This window comes from Enterovirga sp. CN4-39 (assembly GCF_049446235.1).
In the GTDB taxonomy this organism is placed as follows: Bacteria; Pseudomonadota; Alphaproteobacteria; order Rhizobiales; family Beijerinckiaceae; genus Enterovirga.
This window is the reverse complement of the sequence record NZ_JBMSEF010000027.1, coordinates 27,918-44,456: the sequence shown is the minus strand read 5'-3', so window position 1 is coordinate 44,456 and position 16,539 is coordinate 27,918. Positions and strand designations below refer to the sequence as shown.

The window sequence follows — 16,539 nt, the reverse complement described above, 5'->3', positions numbered from 1 at the left end:
CGATGGGGCGCGCATCGCGTCGCTCCGGGAGGAGGGCGGGGCGCCCCCTCCACCATGCTGCGCATGGTTCCCCTCCCCCGCAAGCGGGGGAGGATCCCGGCGCGCTGGTTCCTCACCCGCGTAGCGGGGGAGGATCGTCCTTACGCCGCCTTGTCGCGCGCCTGGTAGGTCTTGATGTCCGTAAAAATCACGTCCTTCCAGCGCTCCTGCTCGTAGTTGAGCTGGTAGGCGGAGGGGGCGAGGAAGACGGGGGCGCCGTCGAGGTCCTTCGCCATGGCGGAGAGGTGGGAATCGGAGAAGCGGTCCACCTCGCCCTTCTTGTCGGACATGATCCAGCGGGCGAGCGTGAAGCGGCTCTGCTCGTAGTCGATCGGGATGCCGTATTCGGCCTTGAGGCGCTCCTTCAGCACGTCGAGCTGCAGCGCGCCGACCACGCCCACGATGGCCGGGGAGCCGTCGGCGGGCAGGAAGAGCTGCACGACGCCCTCCTCGGCCATCTGCTGCAGCGCCTCGCGCAGCTTCTTCGCCTTCATGGGGTCGGAGAGCTTGATGCGCCGCATGATCTCGGGCGCGAAGCTCGGCACGCCGTTGAAGGCGAGGTCCTCGCCCTCCGTCAGCGTGTCGCCGATGCGCAGGGTGCCGTGGTTCGGGATGCCGACCACGTCGCCCGCGAAAGCCTCGTCCGCGATGGCGCGGTCCTGCGCGAAGAAGAATTGCGGCGCGGAGAGCGAGATCGGCTTGCCGGTGCGGACGAGCTTCGCCTTCATGCCGCGCTCCAGCTTGCCGGAGCAGACCCGCATGAAGGCGATGCGGTCGCGGTGGTTCGGGTCCATGTTCGCCTGGATCTTGAACACGAAGCCCGTCATGCCGGGCTCGCTCGGCGTGACGAGCCGCTTGTCCGCCTCCTGGCCGCGCGGGGAGGGGGCGATCTCGGCGAGCGAGTTGATGAGGTCGCGCACGCCGAAATTCTTCAGCGCGGAGCCGAAAAAGACGGGCGTGAGGTGGCCCTCCAGGAAGGGCGCGAGCTCGAAGCGCTTCAGGCCTTCCTGGGCCAGGGTCACCTCCTCGAGCCAGGTCTCACGCTCGTGCTCCGGCAGGAGGCCGACGCATTTCGGGTCGTCCGGGCCGGTGACCTGGATGGCGTCCTCATCGGCATCGAGGCGCCGGACGAGGTTGTGCGCTAGGTCGAAGGTGCCCGCGAAGCTCTGGCCGCGGCCGATCGGCCAGGTGACGGGGGCGGTGTCGAGCGCGAGGGTCTTTTCGATCTCGTCGAGGAGGTCGAAGGGGTCGCGGCTCTCGCGGTCCATCTTGTTGATGAAGGTGACGATCGGGATGTCGCGCAGGCGGCAGACCTCGAACAGCTTGCGCGTGCGCGCCTCGATGCCGCGGGCGGCGTCGATCACCATGACGGCCGAATCGACCGCCGTGAGGGTGCGGTAGGTGTCCTCCGAGAAGTCCTCGTGGCCGGGGGTGTCGAGGAGGTTGAAGACGCGGCCGCCGTACTCGAACGTCATGACGGAGGTCACGACGGAGATGCCGCGCTCCTTCTCGATGCCCATCCAGTCGGACCGGGTGGAGACGCGGTTGCGCTTCGCCTTGACCTCGCCCGCGAGCTGGATAGCGCCCCCGAACAGGAGGAGCTTTTCCGTCAGGGTCGTCTTGCCGGCGTCGGGGTGCGAGATGATCGCGAAGGTGCGGCGGCGCTCTGCGGGCAGTGCCGGGGAGGGGGTGGTCATGGGCTCTGGCGTGGCGGCGTGGGTTCGGCAGGACAGCGGCGATCTGTCCACAGGCTATGGTGCGGGGACGCTTTGTGCAGTGCAGCTCTCTACCCATATTGGTGATCCCTGCAACGTACTGAAAGGAGGTGATCGAGTGTCTCATCGTTATGTGGTGCGGTCACTGATCGCCGTGACCCTGACCTCCGCCTCCTCCGAGGCGCGGGGCTGAAGGGTTTCCGGCCGCGCTGAGAAGCGCCGCCTCCACGTGTTGATCTGACCGTGCAAGACGATGGAAGGGCCGCCCGCAGGGGCGGCCCTTCGCGTTTTCGAGCGGCAACATTCCGGACACGGGCCGACGTCGGGCTTGTTGGTGATTGACTCGCCCCCGGGGCCGGGGCGAACTTCTGCGGTGCAGCGTCCCCGGGTGCGTTTCCTGCCGAAGCGAGAGTTCCGCAGGGCGCTGCGCGGCGAACCGAGAGGCCGGCCCGATGGATCTATCGGCTGGTGGGCGCAGACGTGTCGCCATCATGGCGGCGGATGTGGTCGGCTATTCGCGCCTCATGGCGGAGGACGAGGACGACGTCTTCTCCCGCCTGATGAGCCTCCGGGACAACGTCATCGAGCCGGTCGTCGGCGAACACCACGGACTCGTGTTCAAGCATACCGGCGACGGCTTCCTGGCCGCGTTCGAGACGGCTGCGGACGCGTTCCGCTGCGCGCTCGCGCTCCAGCCGAAGGTCATCGAGCGGGAGGCGCGCTTCCCGGCGGACCGCCGCATCCTGTTCAGGGCCTCGCTGAACGTCTGCGACGCCATCATCCAGGGCGGCGACCTCTTCGGCGACGGCATCAACGTCGCGGCCCGATTGCAGACTTACGCCGAGCCTGGCGACCTCGTGATGACCGCCGTCTTTGCGGACGAAGTCGGTCCGGCGCTTCGCGACCGCGAAACCTTCGATCTCGGCGAGCTGCACCTGAAGAACATCTCACGCCCGGTCAGGGCAGTGGGCATGAGGGTAGGGGGCGGCCGGCGATTGCTTTCGCTCGCTCCCGTCTCCCCGGCGCCCGAGAAGCCTTCCATCGCCGTCCTGCCCTTTCGGCAACGGAGCCCGGGCCCCGACACCGCCGTCGTGGCGGACGGGATCGTCGAGGAGATCGTCCGGGCGCTTGCCGCCAGGGACGAGCTCTTCGTGATCTCGCGGACCTCGACCCTGCGCTACGCCGACAAGGTCATCGACCCGCGCAGCATCGGGCAGGACCTCGCGGTGCGCTATGTCCTGCATGGGAGCGTGCAGCATTCGGGAGACACGGTCCGGATCGGCACGGAGCTGAGCGAGACGGAGCAGGGCCGCGTCATCCGGGCCGATCGCTACGACGGCCCGGTCTCGGACATCTTCGAGCTGCAGGCCCGGATCGCGGTGGACGTTGCGAAGACCATCGCGCCGCACGTGCTCGAATGGGAAGTCCGGCGTGCGATGCGCAAGCATCCGGACAGCATGACGGCCTACGATCTCGTGGTTCAGGCGCTGCCGCATCTCTTTCGGCTCAGCTACGAGTCGCATTCCGTGGCGCGCGGGCTGCTCCAGCAGGCGATGGTGCTCGATCCGAACTACGCCCCGGCCTACACCTACACGGCCTATTGGCACATCTTCCGCGTGGGGGAGGGCTGGTCGCGGGATCCGGACGCGGATTCGGCGGAGGCCGCCCGGATCGCCCAGGAGGCGATCGTACGGGACCCGAACGACGCCCTGGCGCTCGCCATCTGCGGCCACGTCCGGTCTTTCCTCCTGCACGACTTCGAGGCCGCGAACGCGATCCTGGAGCGGGCGATCGAGGTCGGGCCGAACTGCGCCCTCGCCTGGTCGATGAGCAGCCTGACGCTCGGCTACCTGGGCGATTGTGGCAGGGCTGTGGAGCGGGCGGAGCATGGCGTGCGGCTGTCGCCGTCGGACGTGCACACGTTCTGGAGCCAGGGCGTGCTCGCCCAGGCCTATTACCTGAACGACGATTTCGCGGCCGCGACCGCATGGGCGCGGCGGACGGCTGCCCGCAATCCGGCGGTGATGTTCAACCTGAGGGTGCTCGCCGCCAGCCTCGTGGCACAGGGCCGGCTGCAGGATGCGCGCAGGGTGGGGCAGGAAATGCTTGCGCTCAGCCCCGGCTTTTCTCTCGATCGCTATGCGAAGAGCTGTCCGTTCACGGGATCCACGCTCGCACGCTGGCTCGATCGGCTCGCGGCGGCCGGCCTTGCCGAACCACCGCAGCCGCGGCCCCGGTCATCCGAAGCAGCCCTGGGGGGAAGTGATGACGGCAAACACGGCCAATACGGCGAACACCGCGAACACGGCCAATACGGCGAACGTGGGTAATGCCGGCAACGGCATCGATCCCGGCAGCGGATGGTGCTTCGCGGATCGTGCCAGTTTCCCCTTTGTCGACGATCCGCTGGTCAACCGCGATCCGCCATACGCTGCCACCACGGGCTATGCGGACCGGTACTGGAGCCCGATCTGGTTCGCCTGGCGGCTGCTCGGCGAGTTCGTCGGGTCGAATTGGCAGACGATCCAGCTCCGGGCGCCGATCGACCACCAATACGAGATCCCCCGGCTACAAAGGCTAGCCCGGTTCGAGCGCGCCGATGCGGCGGATGAGATCGTGGCTCAGAAGGACGAGTTCGTCAGCTACTTCATGGGCCTGCTCGGGGCGACGCCCGGATCGCACCCGCAGACCTATCGCCTGATGCATTTCGCCAATCTCGTCGGCGCCTTCATGTCCATGCATTTCAAGGCGCAGCACTCTCGCCGGCGCCCCTCGCACATTGCGCCGAGCCTCTTTCCGCCTGTCCAGGTGCCGGGCCACCCTGCTTATCCGAGCGGGCACGCGGCGCAGGCCCATCTCATCAGGCGCTGTACGCTGAGCATATTGCCTGCTGCCGCGACGCCCATCGTTCGGGACAATCTCAAGGCGCTCGCCAAGCGCATCGCCCGCAATCGCGAGATCGCTGGGCTCCATTTCAACGACGACAGCCATGGCGGGCAGGAACTCGCCAATACGATGTCCCAGTTTCTCGACGCGGACCTGACGACGAACCCGCCGACGCGGCCGGCCTATGCGACCCTGTTCAAGGCTGCGCAGGCGGAATGGGCTTAATCCGGAGGATGGGACATGGCTCTTTCCGGCGGCCAGCATGCAAGGCTCTCCCCGCTGCCGCGCAGGGTAGCGGACCGGCTCGAGAAGCATCTGCGCGTCAGCTCGCCACCGCCCGGCTACGACCCACGCGACCGGCCGGATTCGGAGCTGGCATCCTTCGCGCTCCCACCCCGCCCGGACCGGAGCACGGCCCCGGAGGCATACCGCAACTGGCTGCGGGCCATGTCGCCGCCGCTCGTCTTCCCGCCCAGGCCGGAGGTTCTGGCCGATATGTTCGCCGTGCTGCCGACCTCCGTCCGCGGCGCCCGGTTCGCGAATGTCCGGTCGATCGCCGAATCGAGCCGCAACTGGTCCGGGGGCTATGTCCGGCCCAAGGATCGCAGCCCCGTCGCACTCGTCCAGGGCAACTGGCACGTCCCGAGCACGAGCGCACCGGGCGCCGGAGCCGAATACGCGATGTCGAGCTGGGTCGGGCTCGACGGGAATGACCCTGCCTCCATCTCGATGCCGCAGGTCGGGGTGCAGGCCGCCCATGTCGAGAACCCGAGCGAGGAATGGTTGCTGGCCTGGTGGCAATGGTGGGTGAAGCCGGCCCCGGATGCGCTGCAGATCGCGATCCTCACCCTGCCGATCACGATTGGCGACGAGATCTACGCCCAGGTCCAGGCGGTCGGGCCCGCGGAGGCGAGCTTCTTCATCAAGAACATGGCGCAAGGCGTGGCGTTCTCGGGCATCTATTCGTCGCCGATCACGAACCAGACAGGCCCGACGCCTCTCCGCCTCGATGTCGAGGGACGCACGGCCGAGTGGATCGTCGAGCGACCGGTCGTGCCGGGGCACGATCTCTGGCTGCCCGATTTCGGAACGCTCCTCTTCACCAATTGCAACGCCGCGGTCGCGAGCGGTGCGGGCGGCATTCTCACCGACCTGCAGCTCGATTGCTCGCGGCTGATCGCGCTGCATGAATGGGACGATCCTCGCGTAAGGGGCCGGCTTGCTTCCAAACCCGGCCGCGAGACCTCGACGGCATTCCGCCTGACCTACGTCGCATGAGGCCCCGTGCAGGCGCGGCATGGCTCGCGCCCGCCCGGGGCGGGGCATTGCGCGGATCGTTCCGCTAGGCTTGAGAGATCGCGCGCTTTGCGCGGAACGCTGGAGCCATCCCGGAATGAGCAGCTCGCCCGAATACACGCCCCCGAAGGTCTGGGTCTGGAACAAGGCCAATGGCGGCCGCTTCGCGAACATCAACCGGCCGGTTGCCGGGCCGACGCACGAGAAGGATCTGCCGGTCGGCAAGCACCCGCTCCAGCTCTACTCGCTCGGCACGCCGAACGGCGTGAAGGTCACGATCATGCTGGAAGAGCTGCTGGCGGCCGGCCACAAGGGCGCGGAATACGATGCCTGGCTCATCCGCATCGGCGATGGGGACCAATTCTCGAGCGGCTTCGTCGACGTGAACCCCAATTCGAAGATCCCGGCGCTCCTGGACCGCAGCGGCGAGAAGCCGATCCGGGTGTTCGAGTCCGGCGCCATCCTGGTTCATCTCGCCGAGAAGTTCGGCGCCTTCCTGCCGACGGAGGCGGCTGCCCGTGCCGAGACGCTGTCCTGGCTGTTCTGGCAGATGGGCAGCGCGCCGTTCCTCGGCGGCGGCTTCGGGCACTTCTACGCCTATGCACCCTTCAAGATCGAGTACGCGATCGACCGCTACGCCATGGAGGTGAAGCGCCAGCTCGACGTGCTCGATCGCCGCCTCGCGGAGACGAGGTTCGTCGCGGGCGACGAGTACACGATCGCCGACATGGCGATCTGGCCCTGGTATGGCGGGCTGGCGAAGGGCTGGCAGTACGGCGCGGGCGAGTTCCTGCAGGTGCAGGACTACAAGAACGTGCAGCGCTGGGCGGAGGAGATCTTCCAGCGGCCCGCCGTGAAGCGCGGCCGCATGGTGAACCGCATCACGGGCGAGCCCTCCGAGCAGCTCCACGAGCGCCACGACGCCTCGGACTTCGACACGAAGACGCAGGACAAGATCGGAGCTCCCACGGCTGCGGCCGCGGGCTGATCGAGGGTTCCGACAGCGCCGGGCGCGGCGACCCGCCCGGCATCCTCATGCTCGGTGCAGGTCCCGCGCTCCCGCGTCCGCGCGGGCGAGGGCCCTCAAGGCTCGAGTCGGGCTCGGCCGGGGCGGCGCAGCCGCCCCGTCTCAGGCCGAAACCGCTTCCTTGGCGAGCGGGGAGGCGTCCGGGGCCTTGTCCTCGACCTCGATCACCGTCAGGTGGCGCATCTCTCCGGAGCGGGTCCTCCAGTCGATGCCGTCCCCGGCCTTGAGGCCGATCAGGGCCGCGCCGACGGGCGTCAGGACCGAGATCTTGCCCTGCGCGATATCGGCTTCCGGCGGGTACACCAGCGTGACCTTGTGTTCCCGGCCCGTGGTTTCGTCCCGGTAGGTGAGGCGCGAGCCCATGGCCACATGGCCGTGCGCGCGCCGACCCTTGGTCAGCACATGCGCCCGGTCGACCTCCCGCTGGAGGAACTCTGCCACTTCCGGCATCGTGTGTTCGGCCGAACGTACCATCCGCGACAGCGCCTCATGGTCCTCGGCCGTGAGCGTAATCCGGGGTTGGCGTGTCGAGCGGCGCGCCGTCGCCTGGCCTTGATTGGTCATGTCCGTCTCCTGAAGGTCCTCCCCCGCCCCGATCTTCCTGTCGCGACGGGTGCCTTGGTTGCCTGCGCGCAAACTCGTCCGCTCCGCCTGGAGGGCGGCTGGGGGAAATCAAATTGTGTTGTGACGGTCGCCCCGAACTCGGGCTGCGACCACGCGCCGAATTCGGGGCTAAAAGCCCGCGATGAGCTGACCGGCCCGCTGAAGCGGGCGGAGAAGGAGCGCAAGCGCGATCATGGTGCGAGGCTCGGCCATTCGCGCCGAATTGTCAACGCGCGCGAGCCGCACTCAACCGCCCAACAGAGCGAGCGTGCGCGGGTCCGCCTCGCCGCCGCAATAGCGGTCGAGCGCCGTCCGAAACACGGCCGCCTGGCTGTGGCCTGCCCTGTCGAACAGCGTCATCGAGGAGCGGAACTTGAGGTCGTCCGGCTTGCCGAAAATGGCGTGGAGCGTTCGGCCCTGGAGGTCGAGAACCGCCCCCGTGCAGGCTAGGAGCCGCTGGCCGAGGAGCGGGTGGGCAAGATAGGCCTCCGCCTCGTCCAGGCCCGATATCCCGTAGAACTGAGCCGTCGGCGAGATGCCGAGACCGGCGAGTTGGGGAAAGACGAACCACATCCAGTGGCTGCGCTTCTGTCCGTCTCGCAGCTCGCCGAGAGCCCGTTCCCAGACGCCGTCCTGCGCCGCGACGAAGCGCTGCAAGCGGAACGGGTCCGGCTCCGTCACGTCAGCCTCTCCCGGAGGGGTTGCCGCGACAGGAGGGCGCCGAGACCCGCCAGCAGCGTCTCTTCCTGCCCCTTCACGGCGACCTCGATCCCCTCCGCCTGCAGCGCCATGCGGTAGAGCTCGGCCCGTGGCGGGTCGGCGACGATCGTGACCTGCCCGGGGCGGCCGAACAGGCCGAAGGCGCCGGCGATCTCCTCGCCGGTCAGCAGGCCGGACAGGTAGGTCCCGAGCCGTTCGCGGCCCAGCCGGCCGGTCAGGGTCGCGGCCCGCGCGGCGAAAAGCCTGTTCAGCAGGCCGCCCCCGGCCGCTCGCCCTCCGAGCGGCGAGGCGGCGAGCCCTTCCGAAAAGCCGGCGGGATCGGCAGGCTCCGTCGCGGGACGGCCCACCATCGAATGCTCGCGCAGGAGCGCATAGAGCTCGCCCGTCAGGAAGGTCGCGAAACTCGCGATCCTGCCTCCTCGCAGCAGGGCCCATTTGCAATGCGTGCCCGGCAGGCAGACGAGGCCGTCCGTGACGCCCGAGCCGAGCAGGTGGGTCTCCTCGCCCCGCAGCACGTCCGCCCGGCCGCCCTCCAGCACGCGGACGCCCGGCACGATCACGCCTCTGCGATCGTTCCCGATCTCGATGCTCGTCAGCGCGGCAGCGATCTCGTCCACGCCGGCGGGGCATTCGGCGTAGGGTGCCAGCGCCCAGCCTTCGCGGCTGCCGGCCATGCCGACGAGCACGACGGGCAGGTCCGGCTCCGCCGCGAGCCATGCGCCGCAATGGCGCGCGAAGACCCCGGCGTGCTCCCCAGGCTTCAGGCGGGACACGCCTTCATCGGATTCGGAGCGAGCGAGGATGGCTGCGCCGTCGACCAGAAGCGCCCGGATGCGGCTCGTGCCCCAGTCGACCGCGACGAAGCGCATCGGGGCGCGCCGGGCTACCGGGTCCCGAACATGCGGTCGCCGGCATCGCCGAGGCCGGGAACGATATAGCCGTGCTCGTTCAGCCTCTCGTCGATCGCCGCCGTCCAGATCGGAACGTCGGGATGCATCGCCTTGAAGTTCGCAATCCCCTCGGGGGCCGCGAGAAGGCACACGATGCGCAGCTCCTTCGCGCCGCGCTCCTTCAGCCGATCCACGGCCGCAATGGCGGAGTTCGCGGTGGCCAGCATGGGGTCCAGCACCAGGACCTGCCTGTCGGCGAGATCGGATGGCGCCTTGAAATAGTACTCCACGGCCGAGAGCGTCTCGGGATCGCGATAGAGCCCGATATGGGCGACGCGCGCGGACGGCACGAGGTCCAGCATGCCGTCCAGGAAGCCCACTCCGGCGCGCAGGATCGGGGCGAGGACGAGCTTCTTGCCGGCCAGTTGCGGCGCCTGCATGCGGGTGATCGGCGTCTCGATCTCCACCATCTCGAGGGGAAGATCGCGCGTGACCTCGTAGAGCAGCAGCATCCCGATCTCGTTCAGGAGCTGCCGAAAACCCTTCGTCGAGCGCGTCTTGTCCCGCATCAGGGTCAGCTTGTGCTGAACCAGCGGGTGATCGACGACGGTTACACCTTGCATCCGGGGCCTCATTTTGACCGGCCCATCTGACCCGAGGAGCGGTGCTCGGGCAAGCGCCGGTGGGTCAGAACACCGTCCCGTCGCTGATCACTTGGATGGGCGGCTCCCCGCCGGGCCGCTTCTCGCGGGCGAGCCGCCTGCCGGTCGCCCAGGTGCCGCCCTCCAGAACCTTGGCGAGCGGGAAATCCTCGGCGGAGAGCTTCAGCTTTCGCCTGACCTCGTCGGTGACCCGGTCGAGCAGGGCGACGGTCAGCGCCCGCCACTCGACGACGAGGGGCGAGCCGACCTCGTGCGGGCGCTCGGCCTCAGCCGGATCGCGGAAGGCGAGGACGCCTGTGTCGATGAAGAGGCCGCCATTGCGGTACTCGGGCAGCCCCGTCAGCCCGTCGAGATCCACGACCTCGATGCCCGCCTCCTCGAGCGGCTCGATGAGGGAATAGGCAAGCCATTGCGAGAGCTTGTGGAACGGCACGAGCCCGCTGGTCGCGTCATCCGTCCGGATCTTCGGGTGGCGCCAGGTGTCGCCGAGATCGACGCCGCCCAGCGAAATCCGCCCGGGCCAGACCGGGCCGAGATGCAGCAGCACCGCCTGCAGGATGGCCGGCGCGGCAAGGCGGTTCTCGGATGCCTGCCCGACGAGATGGTCGAACAGCCCGCCCGGTCGCGGGTCGTCGGCGATGCCGAAGATTTCGGGATTGTCCTCGACGGTTTCACCCAGGCGGTTGAGGAGCGACGCCCGACCCTCGAGCCCGACGAGCGGGTTCTGGGCCGAGACCTGCATGCCGCGGGCGAGTTCGGTGACGGACAGCGTCGCCAGGGTCGAGGCATCCGCCCGGTAGGGCTGGTCCGGCCGAGCCGAAAAGGCTCCGCCGATGAACATGTCGAAGCTCGCGACCGCCAGCCCCTCGGAACGTCCGTAGGTCTCGCCGGTGCGGCCCTCCTCGTAGCGCCACGCCGCGCCCGCGCCCGCATCGAGCAGCACGCTCACGATGGCGAGGTCGAAGGCGGCACGCCCGCGTTCGCGTGCGTCGGTCCAGCGCACGGCCTCTGCGAGCGTGCCCCAGCGGTCGAGGCCGCCGGCCGCGAAATGGCGCCAGCGCGCATGCAGCGGGATTTCGAGCGTGGGATATTCGGCCCTGATGGTCTGGACGACCTCGTCGGCGCAGGCGGAAAGCTGGTCGAGGTCCACGGCGAAATGATCGAGCTCGCCCGCGAGGCCGAGGCGCAGCATCGTCTCGGCACGGTCCCGCACGGCCGCGGAGGAGAGAAGGTGGCGGGCGGCGGCCGCCTCGTCGGTCGTGGAATTGTCGGCCAAGGATCGATCCAAAGAGAATTGTCAGTAGCCCTGAAGGACGACGACCTTCGGCGTCCCCGGCAGCGTCTCGCGCGAGAGGGTCATCGAAGCGCCGTCCAGCCGGGCGGTGTCCCAGGCCTTCGCCCGTGCCCGGTCCAGGAACCGGTTCAGCGTGCTCTGCCCGAAGAAGTGCATCGGGATGATCAGCCTGGGGCTCAGCGCGGATAGCACGTCCATCATGCCTTCGATGTCGAGCGTGTAGGATCCGTCAACGGGGACCAGGGCGACATCGATCCGCCCGAGCTGCTTCAGGTGCTCCGGCGTCAGCGTGTGATGCAGGTGCCCGAGATGGGCGATGCAGAGATCGGCAGCCTCGAAGACGAAGATCGAGTTGCCTTCCATGATGGTGGATTCGGCGCCCCATTGCCGGATGTTGGTCACGACGTTCCGGATCCGGACATCCGCGAAGCGTTCGTCATAGGCCGGTGCCCGGCCGCCGCTCGGGTTCCAGCCGCGCAGGATCGTCCTGATGCCGGGATCCGGGTGGGCGGAGTAGTGGGTCGAATGCGCCCGGTTCATCGTCACGATGTCCGGGGTGACGCTCGGACGCACATAGTCGTTGTAGTCGGTCGCGATCTTCACCCCGCCGGCGGTCTCGATCAGGAAGGTCGCATGCCCGACATAGGTCAGGCCGACCTCGTTGCTGGCCAGGGCGGCGGGAATGATCGGGAGGGAGCGGCGGGCGATGAGCCCTGGGCAGCCCTCCTCGGAGGCCCGAACGTGCCCGGGCGAAAGAAGCAGCGCCGCCGAAGCGATAAGGGCAAGTGCCAGGGCCGAACCGAGCTTCGATCGCATGACCCTTCTCCGAAGGTGCATGCCAGCCTTGCATAGAGCCTGCCGCCCGCGCCAGCCTCAAAGCAAGTACGAGAACGCGCGCCGTACCTGGGCGGAATGCCGAGCGAGGAACGTAGATGCTCGAGACTCTGGTCTTTCTTCTTGCAGGTGCGGTGCTGCTCGTGCCGCTCACGCGGCGCGCGGGATTTGGCTCGATCCTTGGCTATCTGGCGGCCGGCGCCCTGATCGGCCCGGCTGGTCTCAGGCTGGTGACGGATGTCGAGACGATCCGGAGCGTCTCCGAGCTGGGCATCATCATGCTGCTCTTCCTGATCGGCCTCGAGCTGAAGCCGCGACGCCTGTGGGTGATGCGGCGCTCGGTCTTCGGGCTGGGGACGGCGCAGGTCGTGCTCACCGCAGCGGCCATCGCGGCCCCCCTCATGCTGCTCGGGATCCCTTGGGCCAGTACGATCCTCCTCGGAGCCGGCCTTGCGCTGTCCTCCACGGCGATCGTCCTGCCGATGCTGGCCGAGCGGGAGATCCTCGGCCTGACCTCCGGGCGGGACAGTTTCGCCGTCCTCCTGTTTCAGGATCTCGCCTTCATCCCGGTTCTTGCGCTCGTGCCGCTCCTCGCCGGGCAGGGCCTGCCCGAACATCTGCCCTGGCTTTCGATGGCGAAGGGGATCGGAGGCATCGTCGTCATCCTGGTCGGCGGAAGTTTTCTGGTCCCGATGCTGTTCAGGGTTATCGGAGGCGCGAGGACGCCCGAGGTTTTCACCGCGGCCTCCCTCCTGACCGTGGTCGGCGCCGGAGCGATCGCGCATGCCGTCGGCCTGTCGACCTCGCTCGGGGCCTTCCTGGCCGGCGTGCTGCTTTCGGATTCCGAATACCGGCACGAGCTCGAGGCGGACATCAAGCCGTTCGAGGGCCTGCTGCTCGGGTTCTTCTTCATCTCCGTCGGGATGTCGGCCAATCTCGGCCTCGCGCTCGCCGAACCGGGACGGATCGCGCTGGCCCTGGTCGGGCTGATCTTCGTCAAGGCTGCGCTCTGCTTCCTGATCGGGCGCATGTCGGGGCAGCAGACGGCCACCTCCGTGCGGTTCGCGCTGGCCCTCTCGCAGGGAAGCGAGTTCAGCTTCGTGCTGGTCGGCGCGGCGGCGGGCGCAGGGGTGCTGTCGGGCACGCTCGCGGACGAGGCCAACCTCGTGGCGGCGCTGTCGATGGCCGCGACGCCGCTCCTTTTCGCCCTCTCAGAGAAACTGGTCCTGCCACGGCTGACGCTGCCTCCGGCCCCGGTCTACGACGTCGTGACGGACGAGCACGTGCCCGTGATCATCTGCGGCTTCGGCCGCATGGGCCAGATCGTCGGCCGCGTGCTGCGGATGCGCGGCATCAATTTCGTGGCCCTCGAGAAGAATTCCGAGCAGATCGAGGTGCTCCGCCGCTTCGGCAGCAAGGTCTATTTCGGTGATCCCACCCGGCCGGACGTGCTGAGAGCCGCCGGTGCCGAACAGGCGCGACTTCTGGTGAACTGCATCCCGGAGATCGAGGAGAACCTCGAGCTTGTCGATGTCGCACGGCGCAACTTCCCCAATCTCGAGATCATCAGCCGGGCGCGCAATCGCCGCCACGCGCATCTGCTGATCGATCGCGGCGTGGAGACCTTCGTACGCGAGACCTTCCATTCGAGCCTGCGTCTCACCGAGGAAATCCTGGTCGCGCTCGGAGAAAATCCCGCCGAGGCTCGCCGGGCGGTCGACATCTTCCGCCAGCACGACGAGGCGGCATTGATCGCGACCCATCCCTTCTATGACGACGAGCAGCAGGTCATTCAGAACTCCCGCGATGCCGCCACCGAACTGACCCGGATCTTCGAGGCCGATCAGGAGCGCGGCGTTGCCACCTCGGCCCCGGTTTCCGCCGCACCGGATGCGCAAGCGCGGGTGTAGGTGTTTGTGAAGGAGAGAGCGGATGACCGTCCGCCCGAACCGGGCGCGGATCCATCATCTATGGTTGCCAAGATAGTCAGTTGCATATTCAAGGTTGTATAACGCTCGTGCTGGTCGGCTTAATTCTTGAGCTCATTCCATCGAATTTATGCAACTTGGCCCGTATGCTTCAAATTGGGGATGCACCGCCTCAATTCGCTGGATTTACTGAAGATCAGTAACAGACTTGAGAGCCGCTGATCCGCGCTAGGTCCCGGCTCCCAGGCCGTAGCTCGGGGGTGGCGTAATGGCTCTCGACGACTTGATGCGCGCAGAGCCCGCCCGGGCGCCCGAATACCGTCCCGCTACAGAGGTCGCCCGAAATCTCGAACGATTGCCGCGGGCCAGGAGAAATGGCGGCACGAGGGCGCCGCTCCGAAAAGGAGCGCCTGTACTCCGTCGTGAAGCGCGGGTGCTCAATGTCGGCTGCGGTCCGCGTGCGGATATCGAGCTTCACAAGGCGTTCCGCGGTCCCGCGTGGCGGGAGATCCGAGTGGATGTTCACGCCGGGCCGGACGCGGGCTTTCCGGCCAGCCTGGACGTGCTCTCCCGGGCCGCTGGCTCGAGCTTCGATGCGGTCTGGTCGTCGCATGCGATCGAGCATCTCTACGCGCATGAGGTCCCGCACGTTCTGCGTGACATGGCGCGCGTGCTGCGGCCCGAAGGCTTCGCACTCGTAACCTGCCCCGATCTCGCCGCCATCGCCGAGCTGATCGGACGGGGTGGTCTCCGGAAGACGGCGTACATGTCGCCGGCAGGTCCGATCACGCCTCTCGACATGCTGTTCGGCCATTCCGCGTCGATTGCCGGAGGCAGGTTCTCCATGGCCCATCGCACCGGCTTCACGGCCGAACGTCTGATGCGCCTCCTGGCCGCCAGTGGGTTCTCCGAAATCAGGATCGGCCACGGGCAGCACTACGACCTGTGGGCGCTCGCGCTGCTGCCGGGGACGAAGCGCGGCTTCGTCCAAAGCTGCCTCGAAGCCACCCCCGAAGCCTATCTGCTGGGGAGCGGCAGAGGTCACCTGCCGGACCGGAATCCGGGATACCCCCGGGCCCTTATTGATCTTGCGGGATAGCGTCGGCGGGCCGTTCGGGAACGGCTCGGTTCCGAGTGGCGGAACGCCCGCCTCGTCCCGCGCGAAGCCTCCGCCGGAGAGCCCCGGCCGAGGCGGCTTTCTCGTTGACGCGGTAGCGCGACTACGGACAGACTGCTCCAAAGCCGCGCGCAGACGCGTCTCTGAACGATCCAGGGAGGATACGGAATGACCCGCGTTTCGACGAGGCAGGGACGGTGGCGTTGTGCGCTCGCGGCAACGGCCATCACGGCGGGCCTGTGGTCCGGCGGCGCGGCCAACGCACAGGAGACGTTCAAGCTCGGGATCGTCACCTTCCTGTCCGGCCAGGCCGCGGAGAGCTTCGGCATCCCGGCGAAGCAGGGGGCGGACTTTCTGATCGACCAGCTCAACAAGGGCACCGCGCCCGCGCCCTACGACAAGGTGGGCTTCGGCGGGTTGAAGATCGAGCCCGTCATCATCGACGAGAACGGCGGCGCGACCAAGCAGGTCCAGGAACTGCGCAACCTCTACCAGCGCGAGAACGTGGACGCCGTCCTCGGCTATATCGGATCGGGCGACTGCCTCGCCGTCGCGCCGGTTGCAGAAGAACTCAAGAAATTCCTCATCCTCTTCGATTGCGGTACGCCCCGCATCTTCGAGGATGCGTCCTACAAATACGTCTTCCGCACGGCCGCCCACGCGACGCAGGATAACGTCGCGCTGACCCGTTACCTGAAGTCGCGGAACGTGAAGGCGGATTCCTTCGCCATGATCAACCAGGACTATGCCTGGGGTCACGATTCCCGGTCGGACTTCGTCGCCGCCATGGCGCAGCTCTATCCGAACGCGAAGCCCGTCTCCGACCTGCTGCCGAAATTCGGCGCGGGCCAGTACGGGACGGAGGTCTCGGCGCTCGCCCGCACCAACGCCGACATGATCTACTCGTCCCTGTGGGGCGGCGATCTTCAGGCCTTCATCCTGCAATCGGCGCCGCGCGGCCTCTACCAGAAGGCGACTCCCGTCTTCAGCGCCGCGGACCATGTCCTGCAGCCGCTCGGCGAGAAGATGCCCAACGGCGCCATCATCGGCGCGCGCGGCTCCTATGGGCTCATGTCGCCGAAATCGGCCCTGAACGACTGGTTCTTCGAGGGCTACAAGAAGGCCCAGAACGGGACCTACCCGGTCCAGGCCTCCTACCGGATGGTGCAGGGCCTCCTCGGCCTGAAGGCCGCCGTCGAGAAGGCGATGGCGGCCAATGGCGGCAAGAAGCCGTCGCCGGAAGAGCTCTCGGCCGCGCTCGAATACCTGGAATGGGAGACGCCCGGGGGTCTCATCCAGATGAAGAACGGCAACGGCCACCAGGCGATCCAGACCATGGCCATCGGCAAGACGCGCTGGGATCCGGCCCAGAAGATGGTCGTGATCGAGGACATCCAGCGCTTCCCGGCCGAATGCGTGAACCCGCCCGCCAACATGAAGAGCCTGGACTGGATCAAGGCGGGCTTCCCTGGGGCCAAGTGCGACGGTGGCAGCTGAGCTGCCGCCGACTCACTTCCGAGGGCGTAGA

The 16,539-nt window shown here is 67.8% G+C and carries 14 protein-coding genes; 7 read left to right on the top strand and 7 right to left on the bottom strand.

The window, feature by feature from the left end; all coding sequences use genetic code 11:
• Positions 1 to 140: 140 nt before the first annotated feature.
• Complete coding sequence (locus ACO2SS_RS26595) at positions 141 to 1,736, bottom strand: peptide chain release factor 3 (protein WP_423280885.1); 1,596 nt, start codon at positions 1,734 to 1,736, stop codon at positions 141 to 143.
• Between the two features lie 470 nt (positions 1,737 to 2,206).
• On the opposite strand from ACO2SS_RS26595, the gene ACO2SS_RS26590 reads away from it, so the two are divergent.
• The 4 genes from ACO2SS_RS26590 (at position 2,207) to yghU (ending at position 6,924) form a co-directional block, all read left to right on the top strand.
• A complete protein-coding gene (locus tag ACO2SS_RS26590) occupies positions 2,207 to 4,084 on the top strand; it encodes an adenylate/guanylate cyclase domain-containing protein (RefSeq protein ID WP_423280884.1) in 1,878 nt (625 codons plus the stop codon).
• Positions 4,020 to 4,865: a hypothetical protein gene (locus tag ACO2SS_RS26585; RefSeq protein ID WP_423280883.1), complete on the top strand. Its 846-nt coding sequence runs from the start codon at positions 4,020 to 4,022 to the stop codon at positions 4,863 to 4,865. The genes ACO2SS_RS26590 and ACO2SS_RS26585 overlap by 65 nt, the downstream gene beginning before the upstream one ends.
• Before the next feature lie 15 nt (positions 4,866 to 4,880).
• A complete protein-coding gene (locus tag ACO2SS_RS26580) occupies positions 4,881 to 5,918 on the top strand; it encodes a G1 family glutamic endopeptidase (protein WP_423280882.1) in 1,038 nt (345 codons plus the stop codon).
• Between the two features lie 115 nt (positions 5,919 to 6,033).
• Positions 6,034 to 6,924 carry a glutathione-dependent disulfide-bond oxidoreductase gene (yghU, locus tag ACO2SS_RS26575; protein WP_423280881.1) on the top strand — a complete coding sequence of 297 codons (891 nt, stop codon included), beginning with the start codon at positions 6,034 to 6,036 and terminating at the stop codon, positions 6,922 to 6,924.
• Between the two features lie 141 nt (positions 6,925 to 7,065).
• On the opposite strand, the gene rnk is transcribed toward yghU, so the two are convergent.
• The 6 genes from rnk to ACO2SS_RS26545 form a co-directional block, all read right to left on the bottom strand.
• A complete protein-coding gene (gene rnk, locus ACO2SS_RS26570; RefSeq protein WP_423280880.1) occupies positions 7,066 to 7,527 on the bottom strand; it encodes a nucleoside diphosphate kinase regulator in 462 nt (153 codons plus the stop codon).
• A gap of 285 nt (positions 7,528 to 7,812) precedes the next feature.
• Positions 7,813 to 8,247, bottom strand: coding sequence for a DUF1810 domain-containing protein (locus ACO2SS_RS26565; protein WP_423280879.1), 435 nt, complete (start codon positions 8,245 to 8,247; stop codon positions 7,813 to 7,815).
• A complete protein-coding gene (locus tag ACO2SS_RS26560) occupies positions 8,244 to 9,155 on the bottom strand; it encodes a 2-dehydro-3-deoxygalactonokinase (RefSeq protein WP_423280878.1) in 912 nt (303 codons plus the stop codon). Before ACO2SS_RS26560 ends, ACO2SS_RS26565 begins: the two co-directional genes overlap by 4 nt.
• Positions 9,156 to 9,169: 14 nt before the next feature.
• Entirely contained in the window at positions 9,170 to 9,799 is a 630-nt protein-coding gene (gene upp / locus ACO2SS_RS26555; RefSeq protein WP_423280877.1) for a uracil phosphoribosyltransferase, read from the bottom strand.
• A gap of 64 nt (positions 9,800 to 9,863) precedes the next feature.
• Complete coding sequence (locus tag ACO2SS_RS26550) at positions 9,864 to 11,114, bottom strand: URC4/urg3 family protein (RefSeq protein ID WP_423280876.1); 1,251 nt, start codon at positions 11,112 to 11,114, stop codon at positions 9,864 to 9,866.
• 21 nt (positions 11,115 to 11,135) lie between these two features.
• A complete protein-coding gene (locus ACO2SS_RS26545; protein ID WP_423280875.1) occupies positions 11,136 to 11,948 on the bottom strand; it encodes an MBL fold metallo-hydrolase in 813 nt (270 codons plus the stop codon).
• Positions 11,949 to 12,064: 116 nt separating this feature from the next.
• Here ACO2SS_RS26545 and ACO2SS_RS26540 point away from each other — a divergent pair, with 116 nt between their 5' ends.
• From ACO2SS_RS26540 to ACO2SS_RS26530, 3 genes are all read left to right on the top strand, one after another.
• Entirely contained in the window at positions 12,065 to 13,876 is a 1,812-nt protein-coding gene (locus ACO2SS_RS26540) for a cation:proton antiporter (protein ID WP_423280874.1), read from the top strand.
• A 286-nt stretch (positions 13,877 to 14,162) separates the two neighbouring features.
• The gene (locus ACO2SS_RS26535) at positions 14,163 to 14,993 is read left to right on the top strand and encodes a class I SAM-dependent methyltransferase (RefSeq protein ID WP_423280873.1); all 831 of its coding nucleotides are present in this window, start codon (positions 14,163 to 14,165) and stop codon (positions 14,991 to 14,993) included.
• A gap of 186 nt (positions 14,994 to 15,179) precedes the next feature.
• Positions 15,180 to 16,508, top strand: coding sequence for an ABC transporter substrate-binding protein (locus ACO2SS_RS26530; RefSeq protein WP_423280872.1), 1,329 nt, complete (start codon positions 15,180 to 15,182; stop codon positions 16,506 to 16,508).
• Positions 16,509 to 16,539 lie beyond the last annotated feature (31 nt).

Excerpts from the sequence above, each read along its gene's own strand:
- ACO2SS_RS26595 (WP_423280885.1), bottom strand. The coding sequence starts at position 1,736 with ATGACCACCCCCTCCCCGGCACTGCCCGCAGAGCGCCGCCGCACCTTC.
- ACO2SS_RS26560 (WP_423280878.1), bottom strand. The coding sequence starts at position 9,155 with ATGCGCTTCGTCGCGGTCGACTGGGGCACGAGCCGCATCCGGGCGCTT.
- ACO2SS_RS26530 (WP_423280872.1), top strand. The coding sequence starts at position 15,180 with ATGACCCGCGTTTCGACGAGGCAGGGACGGTGGCGTTGTGCGCTCGCG.
- ACO2SS_RS26545 (WP_423280875.1), bottom strand. The coding sequence starts at position 11,948 with ATGCGATCGAAGCTCGGTTCGGCCCTGGCACTTGCCCTTATCGCTTCG.
- yghU (WP_423280881.1), top strand. The coding sequence starts at position 6,034 with ATGAGCAGCTCGCCCGAATACACGCCCCCGAAGGTCTGGGTCTGGAAC.
- upp (WP_423280877.1), bottom strand. The coding sequence starts at position 9,799 with ATGCAAGGTGTAACCGTCGTCGATCACCCGCTGGTTCAGCACAAGCTG.
- ACO2SS_RS26585 (WP_423280883.1), top strand. The coding sequence starts at position 4,020 with ATGACGGCAAACACGGCCAATACGGCGAACACCGCGAACACGGCCAAT.
- ACO2SS_RS26535 (WP_423280873.1), top strand. The coding sequence starts at position 14,163 with ATGGCTCTCGACGACTTGATGCGCGCAGAGCCCGCCCGGGCGCCCGAA.
- ACO2SS_RS26580 (WP_423280882.1), top strand. The coding sequence starts at position 4,881 with ATGGCTCTTTCCGGCGGCCAGCATGCAAGGCTCTCCCCGCTGCCGCGC.
- rnk (WP_423280880.1), bottom strand. The coding sequence starts at position 7,527 with ATGACCAATCAAGGCCAGGCGACGGCGCGCCGCTCGACACGCCAACCC.
- ACO2SS_RS26540 (WP_423280874.1), top strand. The coding sequence starts at position 12,065 with ATGCTCGAGACTCTGGTCTTTCTTCTTGCAGGTGCGGTGCTGCTCGTG.
- ACO2SS_RS26590 (WP_423280884.1), top strand. The coding sequence starts at position 2,207 with ATGGATCTATCGGCTGGTGGGCGCAGACGTGTCGCCATCATGGCGGCG.